Annotated in this window: 19 protein-coding genes; 10 read left to right on the forward strand and 9 right to left on the reverse strand. The window is 41.7% G+C overall.

Annotated elements, in window-relative coordinates; translation table 11 throughout:
• Positions 1 to 39: 39 nt before the first annotated feature.
• Together AACU32_RS08545 and tnpA are read right to left on the reverse strand one after the other, a co-directional pair.
• Positions 40 to 903 carry an alpha/beta fold hydrolase gene (locus tag AACU32_RS08545; protein WP_096607917.1) on the reverse strand — a complete coding sequence of 288 codons (864 nt, stop codon included), beginning with the start codon at positions 901 to 903 and terminating at the stop codon, positions 40 to 42.
• A gap of 441 nt (positions 904 to 1,344) precedes the next feature.
• The gene (gene tnpA, locus AACU32_RS08550; protein WP_096599186.1) at positions 1,345 to 1,749 is read right to left on the reverse strand and encodes an IS200/IS605 family transposase; all 405 of its coding nucleotides are present in this window, start codon (positions 1,747 to 1,749) and stop codon (positions 1,345 to 1,347) included.
• A gap of 384 nt (positions 1,750 to 2,133) precedes the next feature.
• On the opposite strand from tnpA, the gene AACU32_RS08555 reads away from it, so the two are divergent.
• A complete protein-coding gene (locus AACU32_RS08555) occupies positions 2,134 to 3,567 on the forward strand; it encodes a tyrosine-type recombinase/integrase (protein ID WP_096599187.1) in 1,434 nt (477 codons plus the stop codon).
• Here the strand turns inward: AACU32_RS08555 and AACU32_RS08560 are convergent.
• Positions 3,520 to 4,005: a hypothetical protein gene (locus AACU32_RS08560; RefSeq protein ID WP_339377661.1), complete on the reverse strand. Its 486-nt coding sequence runs from the start codon at positions 4,003 to 4,005 to the stop codon at positions 3,520 to 3,522. The genes AACU32_RS08555 and AACU32_RS08560 overlap by 48 nt on opposite strands.
• 473 nt (positions 4,006 to 4,478) lie before the next feature.
• Here AACU32_RS08560 and AACU32_RS08565 point away from each other — a divergent pair, with 473 nt between their 5' ends.
• The 3 genes from AACU32_RS08565 (at position 4,479) to AACU32_RS08575 (ending at position 8,307) form a co-directional block, all read left to right on the forward strand.
• Complete coding sequence (locus tag AACU32_RS08565) at positions 4,479 to 6,299, forward strand: ABC transporter ATP-binding protein (protein WP_096599189.1); 1,821 nt, start codon at positions 4,479 to 4,481, stop codon at positions 6,297 to 6,299.
• Positions 6,300 to 6,363: 64 nt separating this feature from the next.
• Entirely contained in the window at positions 6,364 to 6,657 is a 294-nt protein-coding gene (locus AACU32_RS08570; protein WP_096599190.1) for a hypothetical protein, read from the forward strand.
• A 78-nt stretch (positions 6,658 to 6,735) separates the two neighbouring features.
• Positions 6,736 to 8,307 carry a metallophosphoesterase gene (locus AACU32_RS08575; RefSeq protein WP_096599191.1) on the forward strand — a complete coding sequence of 524 codons (1,572 nt, stop codon included), beginning with the start codon at positions 6,736 to 6,738 and terminating at the stop codon, positions 8,305 to 8,307.
• Positions 8,308 to 8,589: 282 nt separating this feature from the next.
• Here the strand turns inward: AACU32_RS08575 and ccmS are convergent, their stop codons facing one another.
• Together ccmS and AACU32_RS08585 are read right to left on the reverse strand one after the other, a co-directional pair.
• Positions 8,590 to 9,018: a beta-carboxysome assembly chaperone CcmS gene (gene ccmS, locus AACU32_RS08580; protein ID WP_096599192.1), complete on the reverse strand. Its 429-nt coding sequence runs from the start codon at positions 9,016 to 9,018 to the stop codon at positions 8,590 to 8,592.
• 153 nt (positions 9,019 to 9,171) lie between these two features.
• Positions 9,172 to 10,980, reverse strand: a complete 1,809-nt coding sequence (locus tag AACU32_RS08585; RefSeq protein WP_096599193.1) for an ABC transporter ATP-binding protein — start codon at positions 10,978 to 10,980, stop codon at positions 9,172 to 9,174.
• 120 nt (positions 10,981 to 11,100) lie between these two features.
• Between AACU32_RS08585 and AACU32_RS08590 the strand changes: the two genes are divergently transcribed.
• The 4 genes from AACU32_RS08590 (at position 11,101) to AACU32_RS08605 (ending at position 14,979) form a co-directional block, all read left to right on the forward strand.
• A complete protein-coding gene (locus AACU32_RS08590) occupies positions 11,101 to 11,364 on the forward strand; it encodes a hypothetical protein (RefSeq protein ID WP_339377663.1) in 264 nt (87 codons plus the stop codon).
• Positions 11,365 to 11,448: 84 nt separating this feature from the next.
• Positions 11,449 to 12,297, forward strand: a complete 849-nt coding sequence (locus AACU32_RS08595; protein WP_339378672.1) for a prohibitin family protein — start codon at positions 11,449 to 11,451, stop codon at positions 12,295 to 12,297.
• Between the two features lie 265 nt (positions 12,298 to 12,562).
• A complete protein-coding gene (locus AACU32_RS08600) occupies positions 12,563 to 12,979 on the forward strand; it encodes a DUF1824 family protein (RefSeq protein ID WP_096599196.1) in 417 nt (138 codons plus the stop codon).
• 71 nt (positions 12,980 to 13,050) lie between these two features.
• Positions 13,051 to 14,979, forward strand: coding sequence for an ABC-F family ATP-binding cassette domain-containing protein (locus tag AACU32_RS08605; RefSeq protein WP_096599197.1), 1,929 nt, complete (start codon positions 13,051 to 13,053; stop codon positions 14,977 to 14,979).
• Here AACU32_RS08605 and AACU32_RS08610 read toward each other — a convergent pair.
• From AACU32_RS08610 to AACU32_RS08625, 4 genes are all read right to left on the reverse strand, one after another.
• A complete protein-coding gene (locus tag AACU32_RS08610; RefSeq protein WP_096599198.1) occupies positions 14,976 to 15,917 on the reverse strand; it encodes a DNA cytosine methyltransferase in 942 nt (313 codons plus the stop codon). The two genes, AACU32_RS08605 and AACU32_RS08610, sit on opposite strands and share 4 nt — an antisense overlap.
• 218 nt (positions 15,918 to 16,135) lie before the next feature.
• Positions 16,136 to 16,630, reverse strand: coding sequence for a GNAT family N-acetyltransferase (locus AACU32_RS08615; protein WP_096599199.1), 495 nt, complete (start codon positions 16,628 to 16,630; stop codon positions 16,136 to 16,138).
• Complete coding sequence (locus tag AACU32_RS08620) at positions 16,617 to 16,904, reverse strand: type II toxin-antitoxin system TacA family antitoxin (RefSeq protein ID WP_096599200.1); 288 nt, start codon at positions 16,902 to 16,904, stop codon at positions 16,617 to 16,619. The genes AACU32_RS08615 and AACU32_RS08620 overlap by 14 nt, the downstream gene beginning before the upstream one ends.
• A 43-nt stretch (positions 16,905 to 16,947) precedes the next feature.
• Complete coding sequence (locus AACU32_RS08625) at positions 16,948 to 17,094, reverse strand: hypothetical protein (protein WP_339377664.1); 147 nt, start codon at positions 17,092 to 17,094, stop codon at positions 16,948 to 16,950.
• A gap of 69 nt (positions 17,095 to 17,163) precedes the next feature.
• Here AACU32_RS08625 and AACU32_RS08630 point away from each other — a divergent pair, with 69 nt between their 5' ends.
• Together AACU32_RS08630 and AACU32_RS08635 are read left to right on the forward strand one after the other, a co-directional pair.
• Complete coding sequence (locus tag AACU32_RS08630) at positions 17,164 to 17,409, forward strand: AbrB/MazE/SpoVT family DNA-binding domain-containing protein (RefSeq protein ID WP_339377665.1); 246 nt, start codon at positions 17,164 to 17,166, stop codon at positions 17,407 to 17,409.
• Positions 17,403 to 17,747, forward strand: coding sequence for a type II toxin-antitoxin system PemK/MazF family toxin (locus AACU32_RS08635; protein WP_096599201.1), 345 nt, complete (start codon positions 17,403 to 17,405; stop codon positions 17,745 to 17,747). The genes AACU32_RS08630 and AACU32_RS08635 overlap by 7 nt, the downstream gene beginning before the upstream one ends.
• The last annotated feature ends 76 nt before the right edge of the window (positions 17,748 to 17,823 follow it).

A 17,823-nucleotide genomic window follows, 5' to 3' on the forward strand; every position in this document is an offset into this window, starting at 1 on the left:
AGTTTTATTCATACTTCATACTTCATCCTTCATCCTTCCCTACGGGACGCTGCGCGAACATACTTCATCCTTCAGCCTTTTTAAGAAAGCTTCCACAGTCTGGTTAAATGCTTCCGGTTGTGTTAAGAAAGGCCAATGATTACCGGGAACTTGGCAGATGCTTAAGTTTTTTAGATGAGTTTTGTAGGGTTTTAGTTGCCAATCTTGACGATTTACACCTTTTTCGGGTTGTACAAAGAGAGTTGGGAGATAAACTGGCTGTGTTAACCCAGGTACGTCCATGACATCTGCAAAAATGCGATCGCGGGCGGCTATAGTAAATTTACTTCCCCAACTACCATCAGGTTTTTGTTCAATTCCCCCTGCAAAGACTTTTTGGTGTAAGTCAGTCCATCCTTGATATTGGCTTAACTGTTGCGCTTGTTGTTCGGCGGCTTCATAACTGGCAAAAGGCCCCATGCTTTTGAGAAAAGGTAAAACCCGGTACAACAAGGGAAAAGTCAGTTTGAAGTAGCTGGGCATTTTCCAAATAAAGATGGGATCTACCAAAATCATACTCCGCAACCGTTCGGGATTTTGTCTGGCCCAAATCGCCGCTAATTTCCCTGTCCATGAATGACTGACAACATGGGCACTAGACCATCCTAAACGATCCATGAGGGCTTCTAAATCCGCGATCGCACTTGTAAAACTATAATCATCTTCCGGCTTACTGCTTTCGCCATGACCGCGCATATCTGGGGCAACTATGTGGTAATCTGCGGCTAGATAATCCCCCAAGCTAGACCACACTAGGGCATGGTCAGCTAAGCCGTGTAATAGTAATAAGGGTTCTTGTCCTTGGTGCCACTCTAAATAAGACAGTTGAATGTCAGACTTGGATAAGGTTTGACGTATAGGCATCATTACATATCCACCCACAGATAGAAGCTTTGCGCTTATATGTTATCGCGAAAAGAAAAATGCTTGCACCGTGGGTAGGATACTGTTGGTGAATACAGATTGCAACAGTTCTCGCGCTAACCCGATATACCGCCCGCAGGCTGGAAGCCTGGGGCTATCGATACGAAGCCTGCCAAGGCAGGCTGAATTTCTTAGCCTGCCTTGGCAGGCTTTGTTCGATTAGCCGCACCCTTCCAGGGTGACGGCGGGATGTCAGAATAAGTGAGAGATTTTAATTGAAAAGCATTTCTAGCCCCATATTCATGTATGGGTGACGGCGGGATGTCGGAATAAGTGAGAGATTTTAATTGAAAAGCATTTCTAGCCCCGTATCCATGTATGGGTGACGGCGGGATGTCAGAATAAGTGAGAGATCTTACCCCACCTGCGTGGGCTAGATGGTTAAAGTTCCCAGTCGTTAACAAGAGTTTTTTGATTGTGGTGTGTGGCTTGATTTTTGATGTAATTTTCTACTTGCTGAATATTTTGGCTGCTGACGGTGAATGCACCATAACCACCTTGCCATTTGAACAGAGAATTGGTTTTTATTTCATGGGTAATCAGATGAGAAGAACGTCCTTTGACTTTGCCTATGAGTTCAGACACAGTTAAGCTAGGTGGAAAATTTGTCAGAAGATGTACATGATCTGCAACACCACCAATGGCTATAAGGGTACATTTTAAGTCGCTGCACTGTTTAGCGATCGCCGCATAAATAATCTCTTGAATATCTTTAGTTACTAGCGGTAATCTATCCCAAGTTCCCCACACACAATGCAAATATAATTGCGTAAAATTCCTCGACATTGCCCTTAATTTGCCATATTGATCAACAAATATATATTTCCCTCCCTCTATGCCCAAATAACGCCCACAGGCTACAAGCCTGTAGCTAAATAAACGAAGCCCACCTACCCTACCCTGCGGGAACCCCTTCGGGGAACGGGAACGACTTCCTCGTACGTGGGCTGAAGAAAATTAGCCCACGAAGGTGGGCTTTGTACCGTTAGCCCCACCCTTCTAGGGTGCGGGCGGTATATCGGGTTGGCGCGAAAACTATTGATATCGATATTGCCCAGCGATCGCCCTCCTTTGCGCGATATTAAAAATAATAAAGACTGTAATGTATAATGCTCATATATCGGTTATGTGATAAATCATTTTTACTCATTTGAGCATTTTCTGAACATCATGACTAGTTCAGCTAAAACACCGACCGGGAAGACTTCTAAAGGTAAGGTAGCCATCTATATAGAGAAAGGCAGGATTAAAGCTAGACTGCCAAGACAGTACTTTGGAGGCAAGCAACCTAGACCAGCTTTGGGTATGGAGGCTAATGAAGCCAACATGGCTAAGGCACAACGGATAGCTGAACGCATGACAATGGATCTGGAGGATGGTTGTTTTGATGAGACTCTGGTTAAGTACGGTATCGTTAGCGAACTAGAAATTAAAAAAGGTGCTACCACTGCTAATGACCAGTTACCACCTAAGCCTGAGTTATCCCTACTAGAAGTCTGGGATATGTTCTGTGAGTACAAGAAAAAAAAGCTGAGAGAAAGTGTTTATAACAATTTTTTTCAAGGACAATACAAGAGCTTTCTCAAGTCAGCAATTGAAGCTACCAAGTCTGAGGACGCATTAAAAATCAGAAATTGGTTGGTAGAAAATAGGAATCAAAAAACCGTTAAAGACTTACTCTCTAATCTTTCAAAAGCCTATCAATTAGGAATGAAAAGCAAGTTATTATCTCATAATCCCTATGATGGCATGGCTGAAGAAATAGGGAGAGTAGGTGCTAGAGGTAAGGCACAAAATGAAATTGAAACAGACAACGATACCACAGATAAGTCAAAAGCTTATACATGGGATGAGGTACAGATAATCTTTGAGTACATTCAGTCTACGCAAAACATAGCTCATTGGTACAATTTTATTAAATTCAAATTTCTAACTGGTTGCAGAACTGGTGAAGTTGTTGGATTAAGGTGGAATGATGTTAAGTGGGATGAAGAGAAAGTATATATTAGGTTTACCTATGATAGACGTACCAAAAAATTCTACCCATTGAAAAATGACAGAACTTACAAAGGTGATGAGGTTAGAAAGTTCCCTATGCCTAAAGATGGGGAATTGTGGAACTTACTGAAATCAATACCTCAAGGTGAACCTAGCGATGTAGTGTTTAAAAGTAAAAGAGGAACAATTATAGATGATACTGCCTTTCGTAGAGCATGGATGGGGAATAAAAAACAAAAATACAAAGGCATCATCCCTGAGTTAATCAGTCAAGGTAAACTCACTAAATACCTCAGTCCATATAATACGCGCCACACATTTATTAACCACGCCATACATGACTTAGGAATACCTGAAAAGATTGTCTGTTATATGTGTGGACACAAACCAGATGTAAGTAACAAGCATTATCAGGATGAGGCGATATTTATGAAGGGTATTAACCCTGAAATACCTTTTAGTCAGCAACAGTTCTCTGAAGTTCAGATTGATAACCAACAGTCAAGAATTGAGGCGTTAGAAGCACAGAACAGAGAATTAATGGAGATGGTTAGGAAGCTACAAGAACAACTTGAACAAATGAAATATTGCTTGCAATGCGTTTGAACTTTGAGTGATACTTTGTGTCAAAATCTCTCTAAAATCATCAAATGTTTCAACAATATAATTAGGATCAATTTTTACTTTCTTATCTCCAAGAGTAATATTTTTAATATTTTTAGTGACAGAATCTCGTCCAATAGAATCTCCCTCAATATAATCTCTTCCTGTTTTTTCAATATAATTGCCACCATTAGTGGAAATATCTCTTTGATTATTTGGTATTACTTCAATTTGGTTTGTTTCCACTAAGAGAGCTTGTTGGGCTTTAATTATATCTTTACTTCTAAAATGTAATAATACACCTGATGAAAATAAAGTTAACCCTCCAATAGCAAAAAAAACATTTATTGTAAATGCAGCATGAATTAATGCAACTAGTAATGATATACAAAATGAGTTAAGTCCGATAAATAATAATGGATGTCTTGATTTGAGCCTCAAAAAAAGCATTTATATAATCAGTCATTAGTAGACTTTAGTACTTTACACCCTTTATTTTTAGTATTTCTATTTATGTATTAATACTATTATTGCTTGAATATTTATGTAATATAAATCACTACAAAACTGTGATTTTAGTCAACATAACTACCATCTACTCATGTTAGTTAACACTAAGGACATGAAGGAAGTGGTTAAAGCAGAAGACGACCCTGCACAATTCTGCCGCGATGCAATACAAGAGAAGCTGGACAGAAGCAAGCAATCGGATAGTTAGCAGGTCTGAGGTTAAAGGCAATAGAAAAAGTTTTTCTGACAGCTTAAGGTGTAAGAAAGACGTTTTCTTGTAGAAAGGTAAATCGGCTATGCCTGTATACTCCTTAGGAAAGCTTTTAAGTAGGTTTAGACTTTAAATAAGCAAAACACGCTACTGAGAGACTTAAAAGCCATTGCTGGCGATTATAGCGGTCATAATGAAGACTAAAAAGACACGAAAGGCTCTGCGACAATCACTGTCAGTGTTCCGTTACAGCGGACGGGCTATTGGCTTGGTGTGGACTACTAGCCGTAGTTTGACGATTATTCTTGCTACTTTAACTTTAGTGGCTGGTCTGTTACCAGCAGCGATCGCCTATATCGGCAAGTTAATTGTCGATGCGGTGGTGTTGTCGGCGCAAGCGGGTGCAGATCGCAATATTTCTCATGCTTTATTGTATGTAGCATTAGAAGCGATCGCTGTGATGTTATTGGCGGGTACTCAGCGCGGATTGACGATCTGTCAATCACTGTTAAGGGCGCTACTTGGTCAGCGCGTGAATGTACTTATCTTGGAAAAGGCGCAGACATTAGATCTCAAGTATTTTGAAGACTCGGAATTTTATGACAAACTCCTAAATGCGCGGCGGGAAGCTTCAGTACGTCCGCTTTCTTTGGTAACGCGCACCTTTGGCTTAGTCCAAAGTGCCCTGTCATTGGTGACTTACGGTATTTTGTTGGTGAAGTTTTCTGTCTGGGCAGTGATTGTGTTGATTGTAGCAGCGATGCCTGCATTTATTGCCGAAACTAAATTTGCTACCCAAGCTTTTCGCCTCTTTAGTTGGCGCGCACCAGAAACTCGTCAACAGCATTATTTAGAAAATCTCTTGGCGCGAGAAGACTTTGTTACCGAAATCAAACTCTATCAACTGGGGGGAATGCTGCTGCGCCGTTATCGCCATATTTTCCATCAACTTTATGGTGAAGACCGCGATTTAACTCTGCGGCGGGGACTGTGGGGATATCTTCTCAGTTTGGTAAGTACCACAGCTTTTTACCTAGCATACGCTTGGATTGTCATCGAAACTATCCTGGGTAAGATTTCTTTAGGAGATATGACGATGTATCTCACCGTCTTCCGCCAAGGACAGTCTACTTTTGCCGGTGCTTTAACTTCTATTGGCGGGATGTACGAAGATAACCTTTATCTTTCTACTCTTTACGAGTTCCTGGAAGCAGAAGCGCCACAGCCTTGGGGTACAGTTACCATCGGTGTCAATCCCCAAGATGGAATTCGGTTTGAAAATGTCTCGTTTACCTATCCCGGAAGCACAAAGCCTGCATTAAACAATATTTCTCTACATTTACAACCAGGAGCAAAACTGGCAATCGTCGGTGAAAATGGTTCTGGGAAGACGACTTTAATTAAATTACTCACCCGACTTTACACCCCAGACTCAGGGAGGATTTTTCTTGACGGTGTAGATTTGCAAGAATGGGATATAGAAGTATTGCGGCGGCGGATTGGTGTGATTTTTCAGAACTTTGTCCGTTACCAGTTCACAGTTGGGGAGAATATCGGCGTTGGTGATGTCGAATATTTAGATGATAGCGATCGCTGGCAACATGCAGCCCAAAAAGGCATGGCGGAACCATTTATTCAGCAATTACCCGATAGTTTTAGCACTCAACTTGGGCGTTGGTTCAAGGGAGGACAAGAACTTTCGGGGGGACAGTGGCAAAAAATCGCCCTCTCCCGTGCCTTTATGCGAACTAGGGCAGATATTTTAGTATTAGACGAACCAACATCAGCAATGGATGCGCAAGCTGAGTTTGACATTTTCAATCATTTTCGTACCGTCACCCAAAATCAAATGGTATTTTTGATTTCTCACCGCTTCTCCACAGTCCGCATGGCAGATAACATCATGGTGATTGAAGCCGGGAAGGTTGTGGAACAGGGAACTCACGAAGAATTGTTGCAGACTGGGGGACAGTATGCCAAGCTTTTCTGGTTACAAGCTGCGGGTTATCAATAGAAGGCAGCTATGCTGGGGGCAGAAGGCAGAAGGAAGAGATAATTTGATAATACGTTGTGAATTTATGATGTCTTTTGAGCTTTTGAAGGTGAAAGTTGCACCGTGGAACAGGTCGGTTGCACCTTTAAGCCTGAACGTTGCAGTTTGGAACAAGAACGTTGCACCTTTAAGTCTGAACGTTGCGATTTGGAACAAGAATGTTCCGGCTTTAAGGTTAAACGTTGCGGTTTGGAACAAGAATGTTGCAGCTTTGATGTCGGAATTTGCGGTTTTAAACCCGAACGTTGCAGCTTTGATGTCGGAATTTGCGGTTTTAAGCCTGAAGGTTGCACCTTTAAGCCTAATTTTTGACCAATGACCAATGACCAATGACCAATGACCAATGACAAATGACAAATGACAACTGACAACTGACAAAATTATGGAGTAATTACTAATGAAATTGATATCCGAACCACCAATTCCTGTGAAAATTCACAAGATGCAGGAAAGGGTGCGATGGCTGAACCCCAATATTGTGCAACGGGGAATCGACCAAACGAGTATGGTAATTGAAGATCGCCAAAATGATAGAAAAGAATTCTCTTTTATGGTAATCGGTGATAGTGGAACCAAGTCCCATTATGGACACCACCCCCAACGCCAAGTTGCACAATTGATGCTTCAGCACAAAGACGAATGCAGTTTGGTATTACACACAGGGGATGTAATTTATGTGGTGGGTTCCCATGAATATTACCCGACAAATTTTATCGAACCTTACCGAGAATTTCTTGTAGGTGGGGAAAATCCCCAAAATATAGCCTACGATCGCATGGTGTTTAATCTCCCGTTTCTGCCGGTGCTGGGCAATCATGATTATTATGATGTCCCTTTGATGTATCGTCTATTGACAGGCAGTACGCTGCGGCTACGGCGGATGTTACGCTATAAGGATTTTGAAATTGGTTGGCACGGTTCCAATCAAGGAGATGCATATTCACGGGCATTTCTCGATTATCTCACGGCGATCGCATCCCCTGAGGAATTAAAGGAGCATTTAGACAGTCACTACACCGCCAAAACTGATACAGGGCGCTGTTTAGCCTACGAACCGGGAATTTTTACCCGTTTACCCAACCGCTATTACACTTTTAGGTACGGTGGTATAGATTTTTTCGCGCTCGATTCCAATACGTTTAACCAACCTTCGCCTTTACCGACAACCCAAGCGGGTGATATTTCCCGGCGGGAATTGCAAAAGCGCCGCCAGGAAATAGATAGAGAAGAAGAACAGATTTTAGAAACGAGCGATCGCCTAAATCCAGACAACCCCGATGATGCGGAACAACTCGATGACCTCAGTGCCAAATTAGACCAAATTAATGAGGTGAAAATCGACATTGAAAAACAACTCGCATCCCATACACCAGCAACTATTGACTTTGAACAACTAGACTGGCTGCGTAACAGGCTGATTGCATCTTGGAATAACTCTGAGGTTCGGGGACGGATTATTTATCTCCACCATCCTCCCTATGTTACCGAAGCCACGAAATGGCATCAAGCACAAACTTTAGCAGTGCGTCACCGTCTGCGATGGGTGTTTGAGGAAGTAGCGCAAACTCTGGGAAACCAAATCCAAGAACGTCCCATAGTAGACTTAGTTCTTAGCGGCCATGCCCACTGTCTAGAACACCTACGCACCGTTGACACTGGTTACGCTGACTCGCACATCAATTATATTATCTCCGGTGGGAGTGGTCGTCGTCCCCGCCGTCAGCGAACAGAAGGAACTGAATTACTAGAGACTTTCACTGAGATTCCTGGTAGCCCCACTCGCAAAGTCGCAGATTCACTATTATATGTTGGGCGCCAAGGCTACGGTTTTCAAAAGCAGCTTGCTTATTCCTGCGTGCGGATTGATGTCCATGAGGGTAACCCACCTAAATTTACCATCAGACCACTAGTAGCAGAGCGCGTCGGCGAAAATTGGTTTAGCAGTGAATTCGATCCATTTGTTATATGATTTCATGGATATTTCTTAATACTCGCAGAGGGCGGGGAAACCCCGCCCCTACAGCGCAAATTGGTAATTGATAGGAAATAGCTAATACCGTTTCTTTGTTAGCTTTGCCAAATTCTCTTAATCTCTTATTTCTTGGCGTACTTGGCGTACTTGGCGGTTCGTTTTTTTCCTAAGATAATTAAGCGCATCTTCAGACAGAATTGGTATAAATATAAATCATGGAAAAAACATATCTGTCGTAGGGGTTTAGCAGTGCTAAACCCGACAATAGCGCGGATCTATTTATATAACAATCTGTTCTTGCATCCGCTGTTCCAACAATTCCAATAACCCATCAACATCTTTCCCAACTTGTGCAAAACAATCAGGTGGTGTTGGTTCGGGTGCAAACTGAATTAATTTAATTTCACCTTTACCAATACCAATCATCACCACTTCTCTTTCCGGTTGATGATTGGCGACAATTCCCAAAATTTCCTGAAGGCGATTCTCAACCTTATCATTTAATTTCTCAATCTCATCTTGAGGACAGTAGACAAAATGGGGTGCTGGTTGCAAATCAATGCCAATAGTACCTTGACTCTTACCATTTTCTAACCACAATCCCCAAAACAGCGCCGCTAATTCTGGCTGATTTTCTTTGACAAATCTATCCAACTGGCGACGCCACTTGTTATCTGCTGATTCCGGTTGAGTACTACCAAAAAACATAAATAATTCGTAATTCGTAATTCGTAATTCGTAATTCTCCCCTCCCTTTTGGGAAAGCGAAAAGGTTAAGGGGTAAGGGGGAAAGGTTTGAATGGGCCCTTTTCCCTTTTCCCTTTCCCCCTTAACCGAACCGTATTGAGGGGTGAGGTTCTTTTATCTCAAACCTGATTGTACACGCCAGAGACTAGCATAAATACCATCTTCCTCTAGCAGTTGTTCATGGGTTCCGGATTCTACTAGTTTTCCATGTTCCATCACATAAATGCAATTAGCATTGCGGATGGTGGAAAGACGATGAGCGATCGCAATTGTAGTTCTATTGACTGTAATCCGTTCGAGCGATCGCTGAATTGCGGCTTCTGTTTCATTATCTACCGCCGAGGTAGCTTCATCTAAAATCAAAATGGGCGGATTTTTCAAGACTGCACGAGCGATCGCAATTCTTTGTCTTTGTCCACCAGATAACTTTTGTCCTCGCTCCCCGACGATTGTCTCATACCCTTGGGGTAGATGAGTAATAAATTCATGTGCCTCAGCTATCTTCGCTGCCATGATAATTTGTTGTTCTGTAGCATCGAAGCTGCCGTAAGCAATATTTTCCGCCACCGTACCATGAAATAAAAAGACATCTTGACTGACTAAGCCAAGACAGCGGCGTAAATCCCGCAAGTTTAAATTTTGCAGGTCAATACCATCCAAAGTAATATTGCCGGTGTGCAATTCGTACAATCGCAACAAAAGTTTGACTAAGGTGCTTTTCCCGGAACCAGTGGAACCAACAATGGCGATTGTCTCACCTGCTTTTATTTGCAAAGACAGATTCTTAATTACTGGTAATCTATCCTTATAGGCAAAAGTCACATTTTTAAATTCTACTTCGCCTTTGACGGCATCACTAGGTAAGGCGATATCTCCTGTATGTATAGCAATCGGAGTATCTAATAAATCCATGACACGATTAGTAGAAGCCATTGCCCGTTGATATAAGTCAAAGGTATCCCCTAATCTAGTTAAAGGCCAGAGTAACAGCTGGACTAAAAATACTAAGGAACTGTAAGCGCCAACAGAGATTCTCCCGGCGACAGCTTCCATCCCCCCAAATAGCAGCAATACGGTGAAAGCGAATAAAATCAGCATCCGAATTAAAGGGATAAAAGCCGCAGAAAGTGCGATCGCTTTTACGTTACTCTGGCGATAGGCACTACTTTCCTCCGCTACCCGAGCCGACTCATAATCTTCGGACGTGAAACTTTTGATCGTCGTGATGCCGCTAAGATTATTAGACAACCGTCCATTGAGTAACCCGACTTTTTCCCGCACATCAGCGTAACGTGGTGCTAGCAATTTCTGAAAAGCCACCGAACCCCAAAGAATAAAGGGTATAGGTATGATTGCCATCCACGCTATATTGGGAGCCAAAATAAAGAAGCCACCGCCAACTACTACAATAGTCGTGACTACCTGGATGATATCGTTAGCTCCCACATCCAAAAACCGCTCTAATTGGTTAACATCATCACTGAGGATGGACATTAAACCGCCAGTGCTACGTTCTTCAAAATAAGCTAATTCCAACTCTTGGAGGTGATTGTATGCATCCAAACGCAAGTTATGCTGAATATTCTGCGCCAAGTTACGCCAAATCAACTTGTAGCGATACTCAAAAGTAGATTCGAGTATCCAAGTAATCACAGTGATTAAAGATAGAATCAAAAATTGCTTAAAGATATCCTTGATGCCGAATTGAGCAATGAGTGAATCCTGCTGCTTAACTACCACATCTACAGCAATTCCTACCAATGCTGGAGGTGCTAAGTCAAAAAGTTTATTTAAAATCGAAGCACCAGTAGCTAGCCAAATTTGTTGACGATACTGATGTCCATAGTCAAGCAGACGCTGGAGGGGATGCACCGCATGTCTACGCTTTCTTGATACCTGATGAGATTTAGATACTGTAGCCACAGTTAGTCTCAGTCGCGTGCAATTGATATTACCACGAGAGGTGATGAGGAAGTGTGGGGAGTGTGGGGAGTGTGGGGGGTGTGGGGAGTTGAGGGAGACAACCTGTATTGTGAATTAATAATGCCTTTTGAGGCTTTTAACTCCATTAATCAGGCTTTTAGCTCCGTTAATCAGGCTTTTAGCTCCATTAACCAGGCTTTTAGCTCTGTTAATCAGGCTTTTAGCTCCATTAACCAGGCTTTTAGCTCCATTAACCAGGCTTTTAGCTCCGTTAATCAGGCTTTTAGCTTCATTAACCAGGCTTTTAGCTCCATTAACCAGGCTTTTAGCTCCATTAACCAGGCTTTTAGCTCCATTAACGAGACTTTTAAGCTGAAAGTTTAAGCTTGCCCAATGCCCAATGCCCCATGCCCAATGCCCAATGCCCAATGGCATGATAATACAGGAGTTGCTTGTGGAGATGAACACTTGAAAAATCAGCAATTTGCCAATTGGCAAACTATAGTTTTAGGGGTTTTGTTAGCAATACTGGTGAGTATCGGCCTAAATTCGTTTATCATTATTAACCCAGGACAAGCAGGAGTGATCAGTATCTTGGGTAAAGCCAGAGATGGAGCCTTACTGGAAGGTATCCACCTAAAACCGCCGTTAATTTCCGTGATTGATGTCTATGATTTAACTGTGCAAAAATTTGAAGTGCCAGCAGAAAGTTCTACCAAGGATTTGCAAAATTTATCAGCGCGATTTGCGATTAACTTTCGCCTTGATCCTATCCAGGTAGTTCAGGTGCGACGAAAACAAGGGACTTTAGAAAATATTGTCTCGAAAATTATTGCCCCCCAAACCCAAGAAGCATTTAAAATTGCAGCGGCGAGAAGAACTGTAGAAGAAGCAATTACCAAACGTAGCGAATTGAAGGAAGACTTTGACAATGCGTTAGGCGATCGCTTAGACAAATATGGCATAATCGTGCTGGATACTAGTGTAGTTGACTTGACTTTTTCCCCAGAATTCGCCAGAGCAGTGGAAGAAAAACAAATTGCTGAACAACGGGCACAACGAGCAGTGTATGTAGCGCGAGAAGCAGAACAAGAAGCACAAGCAGAAATTAATCGTGCTAAAGGTAAAGCAGAGGCTCAAAGGCTCTTGGCAGAAACCCTCAAAGCCCAAGGTGGGCAATTAGTACTGCAAAAAGAAGCAATCGAAGCTTGGAAAACTGGCGGCGCGCAAATGCCAAACGTTTTAGTTATGGGTAATGACGCCAAAAGCAGCGTACCGTTTATTTTCAATCTAGGTAATACTCAAAATCAGCCCTAATTGTGTCAGTAGTCAGTAGTCAGTAGGGAGTTGTAAAGATATATTGAGACTACCACGCCACTTGCTACAACTTTCGGAACGAAAGCAAAGCAGTTGCTGCACAAAGGTACGGAGCATTAAACCAGAACAACAACAAATGACAACTGACAACTGACAACTGACAAATAACAAATGACACGCCAAGCGCAGTAAATCATCTTAGGATAGTAGGCAATTTCCAATTCAGATCCCAAATCATCACCCAGAAACTCAATCAACTAGATTCATGTCAACTCCTAATCATCCCAATCTCACAGCTGAAGATTCCAGAAAAATTCTCAATAAATTCAACTGTCTCGATATAGCTCCCATCCTCAAGCCCTCAGAAAAAGCTTCAGTGAGGCGGGCGTTAATTCTCATCGCCAGTCTTTCCGATTACCAAATTTTGGGTATTTGTGCTGATACAGCAGAAGCCGGAAAACTGGCGATGAAAACTTATACCCATGCTTTGGGTTATGAAGTACCGAGCAACTTACCCCACATTGAAGGGCCAGTGTATATCAAATTAAATGGCAAGAATGGTTTGTGTTATATCGATTCCTATGCGGGACATCATCGTGGTGTTTTAGTTTCTTGTCAATCTCACAATCCTGGGGGAATCAACGAAATGTATGGACATTTACCTCTGGATTTATTTGTCTAAAATTTGGCGGTGCTAGGTAGGGCAAATGCCTTACCTAGGAAATCAATTTGCAGAACCAATTACTAACTTTTATGAGCATTATTACCCTACAATCAGTCAAGAAAGACTTTGGCATCAAAGAAATATTAAAAGATGCTAACTTTAGCTTAGATGCTACTGATAAAGTTGGTTTAATTGGTACTAACGGTTCTGGTAAATCAACTCTCTTAAAAATGATTGCTGGTCTAGAACCAGTTGATAGCGGGCAAATTTTAGTTAACTCTGGTTCCAAAGTTATCTACCTACCCCAGCAGCCAGATTTAGACGAAAATCGCACAGTTTTAGCGCAAATTTTTGCCGATAGTGGCGAACACATGGCTTTGGTGCGGGAATATGAAGAACTTTCTGATAAATTAGCTCACTATCCCGAAGATAGTCAGTTAATGTCGCGGCTTTCAGTGGTAATGCAAAAAATGGATGCAACAGGCGCTTGGGAATTAGAAACCAACGCCAAAATTATCCTGACAAAATTAGGGATTTCTGACTTTGATGCCATCATCGGTACATTATCTGGAGGTTATCGTAAGCGAATTGCCTTAGCAACAGCTTTGCTATCAGAACCAGATGTTTTACTCATGGATGAGCCAACAAACCATCTTGATGCGCTTTCTGTGGAATGGTTGCAAAGTTATTTAAACCGCTATCGAGGTGCATTATTTTTGATTACTCACGATCGCTACTTTTTGGATCGTGTCACCAATCGAATTATTGAAATTGACCGAGGTGACATTTACACCTATACAGGTAACTATTCATATTACCTGGAAAAGAAAGCCTTAGCTGAAGAATCTGCCATCAGTAGTCAACGAAAACACCAAGGGGTATTACGGCGGGAATTAGAATGGCTTAAACGCGGCCCCAAAGCCCGCAGTACCAAACAAAAAGCCAGAATTGATCGCGTTCACGCCATGCGAGAAACTCAATTTAAACAAGCTAACGGTAAAGTCGATATTTCTACAGCTAGCCGCAGAATTGGCAAAAAAGTTATTGAAATTAATAATATTTCTAAAGCCTATAATGATCGCACCTTAATTAAAGATTTTACCTACGAATTTAGTCCCGAAGACCGCATTGGCATCATTGGTGGTAACGGTGCAGGTAAATCCACATTAATGGATATGATTACCGGACGAGAGCAGCCAGATGCCGGTAATGTAGAAATTGGTACGACAATTCATATCGGTTATTTTGACCAACATTCAGAAGAATTGCTCACAGCTTTGAACGAAAATCAGCGCGTGATTGACTACATCAAAGAAGAAGGCGAATTTGTCCAAATAGCAGATGGGACGAAAATTACAGCTTCGCAAATGTTGGAGCGATTTTTATTTCCCGGTAATCAGCAGTATGCACCAATTCATAAACTATCCGGTGGTGAAAAACGGCGGTTATTTTTGTTGCGCATACTTATGAGCGTACCGAATGTGTTAATTTTAGATGAACCGACCAACGATTTGGATGTGCAGACATTAGCCGTACTAGAAGATTATTTAGAAGACTTTTCCGGCTGTGTAATTGTAGTGTCCCACGATCGCTACTTTTTAGACCGGACTATAGACACCATTTTTTCCTTTGAAGCAGGTGGAGTGCTGCGTCAATATCCCGGTAATTACTCAGTTTATCTTGACTATAAAAAAGCCGAAGAAGCAGCACAGCAAGAAACTGTTAATAAAGAAAAGTCCAACAAGGTAGAGGTAGAAAAACCTGCATCTCAACCCAAAGATTCAGAAACTAAACAGCGGCGCAGACTTTCAAATTGGGAAAAGAAAGAATTTGAGCAATTGGAAGGGAAAATTGCCCAGTTAGAAGCAGAGAAAGCCGAAGCAGAGAAAGCTTTATTGAATGTTCCGTCGGGAAATTATAGCCAAGTACAAAAATTGTACGACCAAGTAGAAGCGTTGAAGCAAGCGATTGATACAGCGACTGAAAGATGGTTAGAATTAGCCGAGATGGAGTCTTAAAATAGTTTTAACTGAAGGTGAGGCAGGTAATTTGTAATGTTTCTAGACTGGTCTTGAATATATTCTAGGATACAACAAGCAACATATTCAGCCAGTTTCACAGGAACAGCATTACCAATCATTTGTTCTAGTTCTGATTTATTTCCTTGAAAATGAAACGTTTTTGGGAATGTTTGAATGTAACTGCGCTCAATTGTAGTTAGAGGGCGCAAGTATTCGTTAATATCACATACATCCCCTTCGTGCTTTTGATATGTTTTGGGAATGGGACGATTCACACCCCGAATTGTGGGACTAGGTTCGTAGATGCTGAAAATAGCCCTTCTTTTATAGCTTCTAGGATGGCGATAAAAATACTCAACACCTAAATCATTACCTAAATAATCAAAAACTGTCATTGGTTTAGGTGACTGATTTTTATGCAAATAATTAGTTAAAGCATCATCTTTTCCATAAAGTTCACCAATTAAAAAGTACCGCTTTCTGGCTTGGGGAACTCCACAATAACTTGCATTCAAAACTGTGGAACTTAAACCATATCCACTTTTTTTAAATATTTCTAAGACAGACTTTAAAGCTTGACTTTTGGCGATTCTGGCAACATTTTCCATCACAAACCAATTCGGCTTGACAACAGAAATGATCTTCGCAAAATTCACAGTTAAATCTGCCCTACCAAGACTTTCATCTCTTTTACCAGCACTGGAAAAATCTTGGCATGGAGGGCCGCCAATAATTATTTCTGGTTGCAAACTCCCAATGAATGTAGATACTTCATCGGCTGATAAGTCTTGTTCATATATAGGATGTGAAAAATTTTTTCGATAAACTGCAACCGCAGGTAACCAGCAATCAAAAGCAGCAACTATCTCAAATCCAGCATTTTGAAATCCCAGTGATAATCCCCCACAACCAGCAAATAAATCTACTGTTATCATTACTAAAAAATCAATCTTAGAGTTGTTAATATACTAATCAAACAGACCCGTTTGTAAAGTGCGATGTCTTCTCTACGAGACGCTACGCGTAGCTTGCTTCCCGTAGGGTACGACAAGCCACTTTGTGTCTACGCTTGATGCTGAATAATTCCCGAAACTGCGATCGCAAGAAAGAGAAAACTAGCAGGGCGATCAATCGTACTCATATTTTGTTGTGATTACAGTATTTGCTGAATTACTGACAATGGCAAAAATAGTTCCAAAGACGCATCTTCCAGACTTACGAAACCATAGCGAGAGTAGAAAGTCTTTGCACTTTCATCTTTTGCATCAACAAATAGACCAATCCCTCCCGCATTGTCTGCAACAATTAAAGCACGCTGCATTGCCTCAATCATCAAAACTTCTCCAATTCCTTGTCGCTGATAGGCTCGATCAACTGCTAATCTTGCCAGTTTTACTCCAGGAACTTTAGATGGGTATTTCTTGAGGAATTTCGCTGGAAATTTTTCTACACGCACTTCACACAATGTCAATGTGAAGAAACCAATTATGATTTCTGGCTGTTCTGTATTAACTAGGACAAAAGTACGGGAAATACCTTTTTGGATATGCTGTCTTGCTGTTTGTTTAAGGAATTGATTTAGTGCTTCATTACCACAGTCAAAGCAATCTCGATCATGCTGCTTACTCAGCAATTCAATGGTTCTCACTAAAAAATCCCTTGTGCTTTTTCAAGGCTGCTTTTAACTTTGCATTCGGTAAAGGAGGATTCTCAATCAGGCTAAATACTGTATCAGCATCAGTTTGTGTCAAAATAATCACTCGTTCATCTTCTATCAATTTTTTTGCTTCTTTTAACGCTGCCTGAATCATAAACTGATTCAAGGTCGCACCAGATAATTCTGCCGCTTTTTGGAGAGTTTCTTGAATACTCACAGGAATCCTGGCTGTGATCCGAACTGTATTTTCGTGTGTATTAGACATGGAGAATTAAACCTCATGTTCTCTTAATTATAACTCCGTGGTGTCATTTTGGCACCGTAGATCCTGGTCTATTCAAGCCATCCTCAATGGGAGCAAATCCGGTGATCGCTTGATACTCAATAACTCCTGAAACTGCGATCGCTTGAAAGAGAAAACTAGCAGGGCGATCGCTTCTTGTTTTCTGTCTCACGAGGTTAGCATCAAAGTACCAACAATCGGCGGTATACTCAATGTATAAACACGCTTATGGTAATTTTCAATGATGGTCACCCAAAAAATCAGCACATGGGGTAACTCTCTGGGAATCAGGCTCCCGCAAATTATTATTCAGCAGATTGGATTAAAACCAGGAGACTTAGTTGCCATTTCCACCGAGGGAAATAAGATTATTCTATCTCCGGCAAGACCCAAGTATACTCTGGATGAACTGCTCAAAGATATCACCCCAGATATGCAGCATGATGAGGTGGATTGGGGCGAACCTGTGGGAGAAGAGACTTGGTAAAAATCGATGGGCGCGTCCCCGACCGTGGTGACATTATCCAATTGGAACTCAATCCCCGTACAGAGAGTGAGCAAGCAGGCTATCGTCCCGTTATGATTATTTCGCCATTAGCATATAATCAAATATCAAATATTGTGCTAGTTTGTCCCATAACTAGCCGCAAAAAGGGATGGCCTTTTGAAGTAGAATTACCAGCCGAAATGCAGACTTACGGCGTAATATTAGTAGATCAGATTAGAGCCGTTGACTGTATAGCTAGAAAAGCTGTTTTTGTGGAAAAAGCGCCCACTGAGTTGATTGATGAAGTTATCGCCAGATTAGAGCCGCTTCTCACCTGACAGTTGTGCGCTTCTCTTTCTTGCGATCGCTCAATTATAGCTGTAACTATCACCCCCCATCCTCTAAAAAAAGGGT

It is taken from the genome of Calothrix sp. NIES-2100 (assembly GCF_963875285.1).
In the GTDB taxonomy this organism is placed as follows: Bacteria; Cyanobacteriota; Cyanobacteriia; order Cyanobacteriales; family Nostocaceae; genus Aulosira.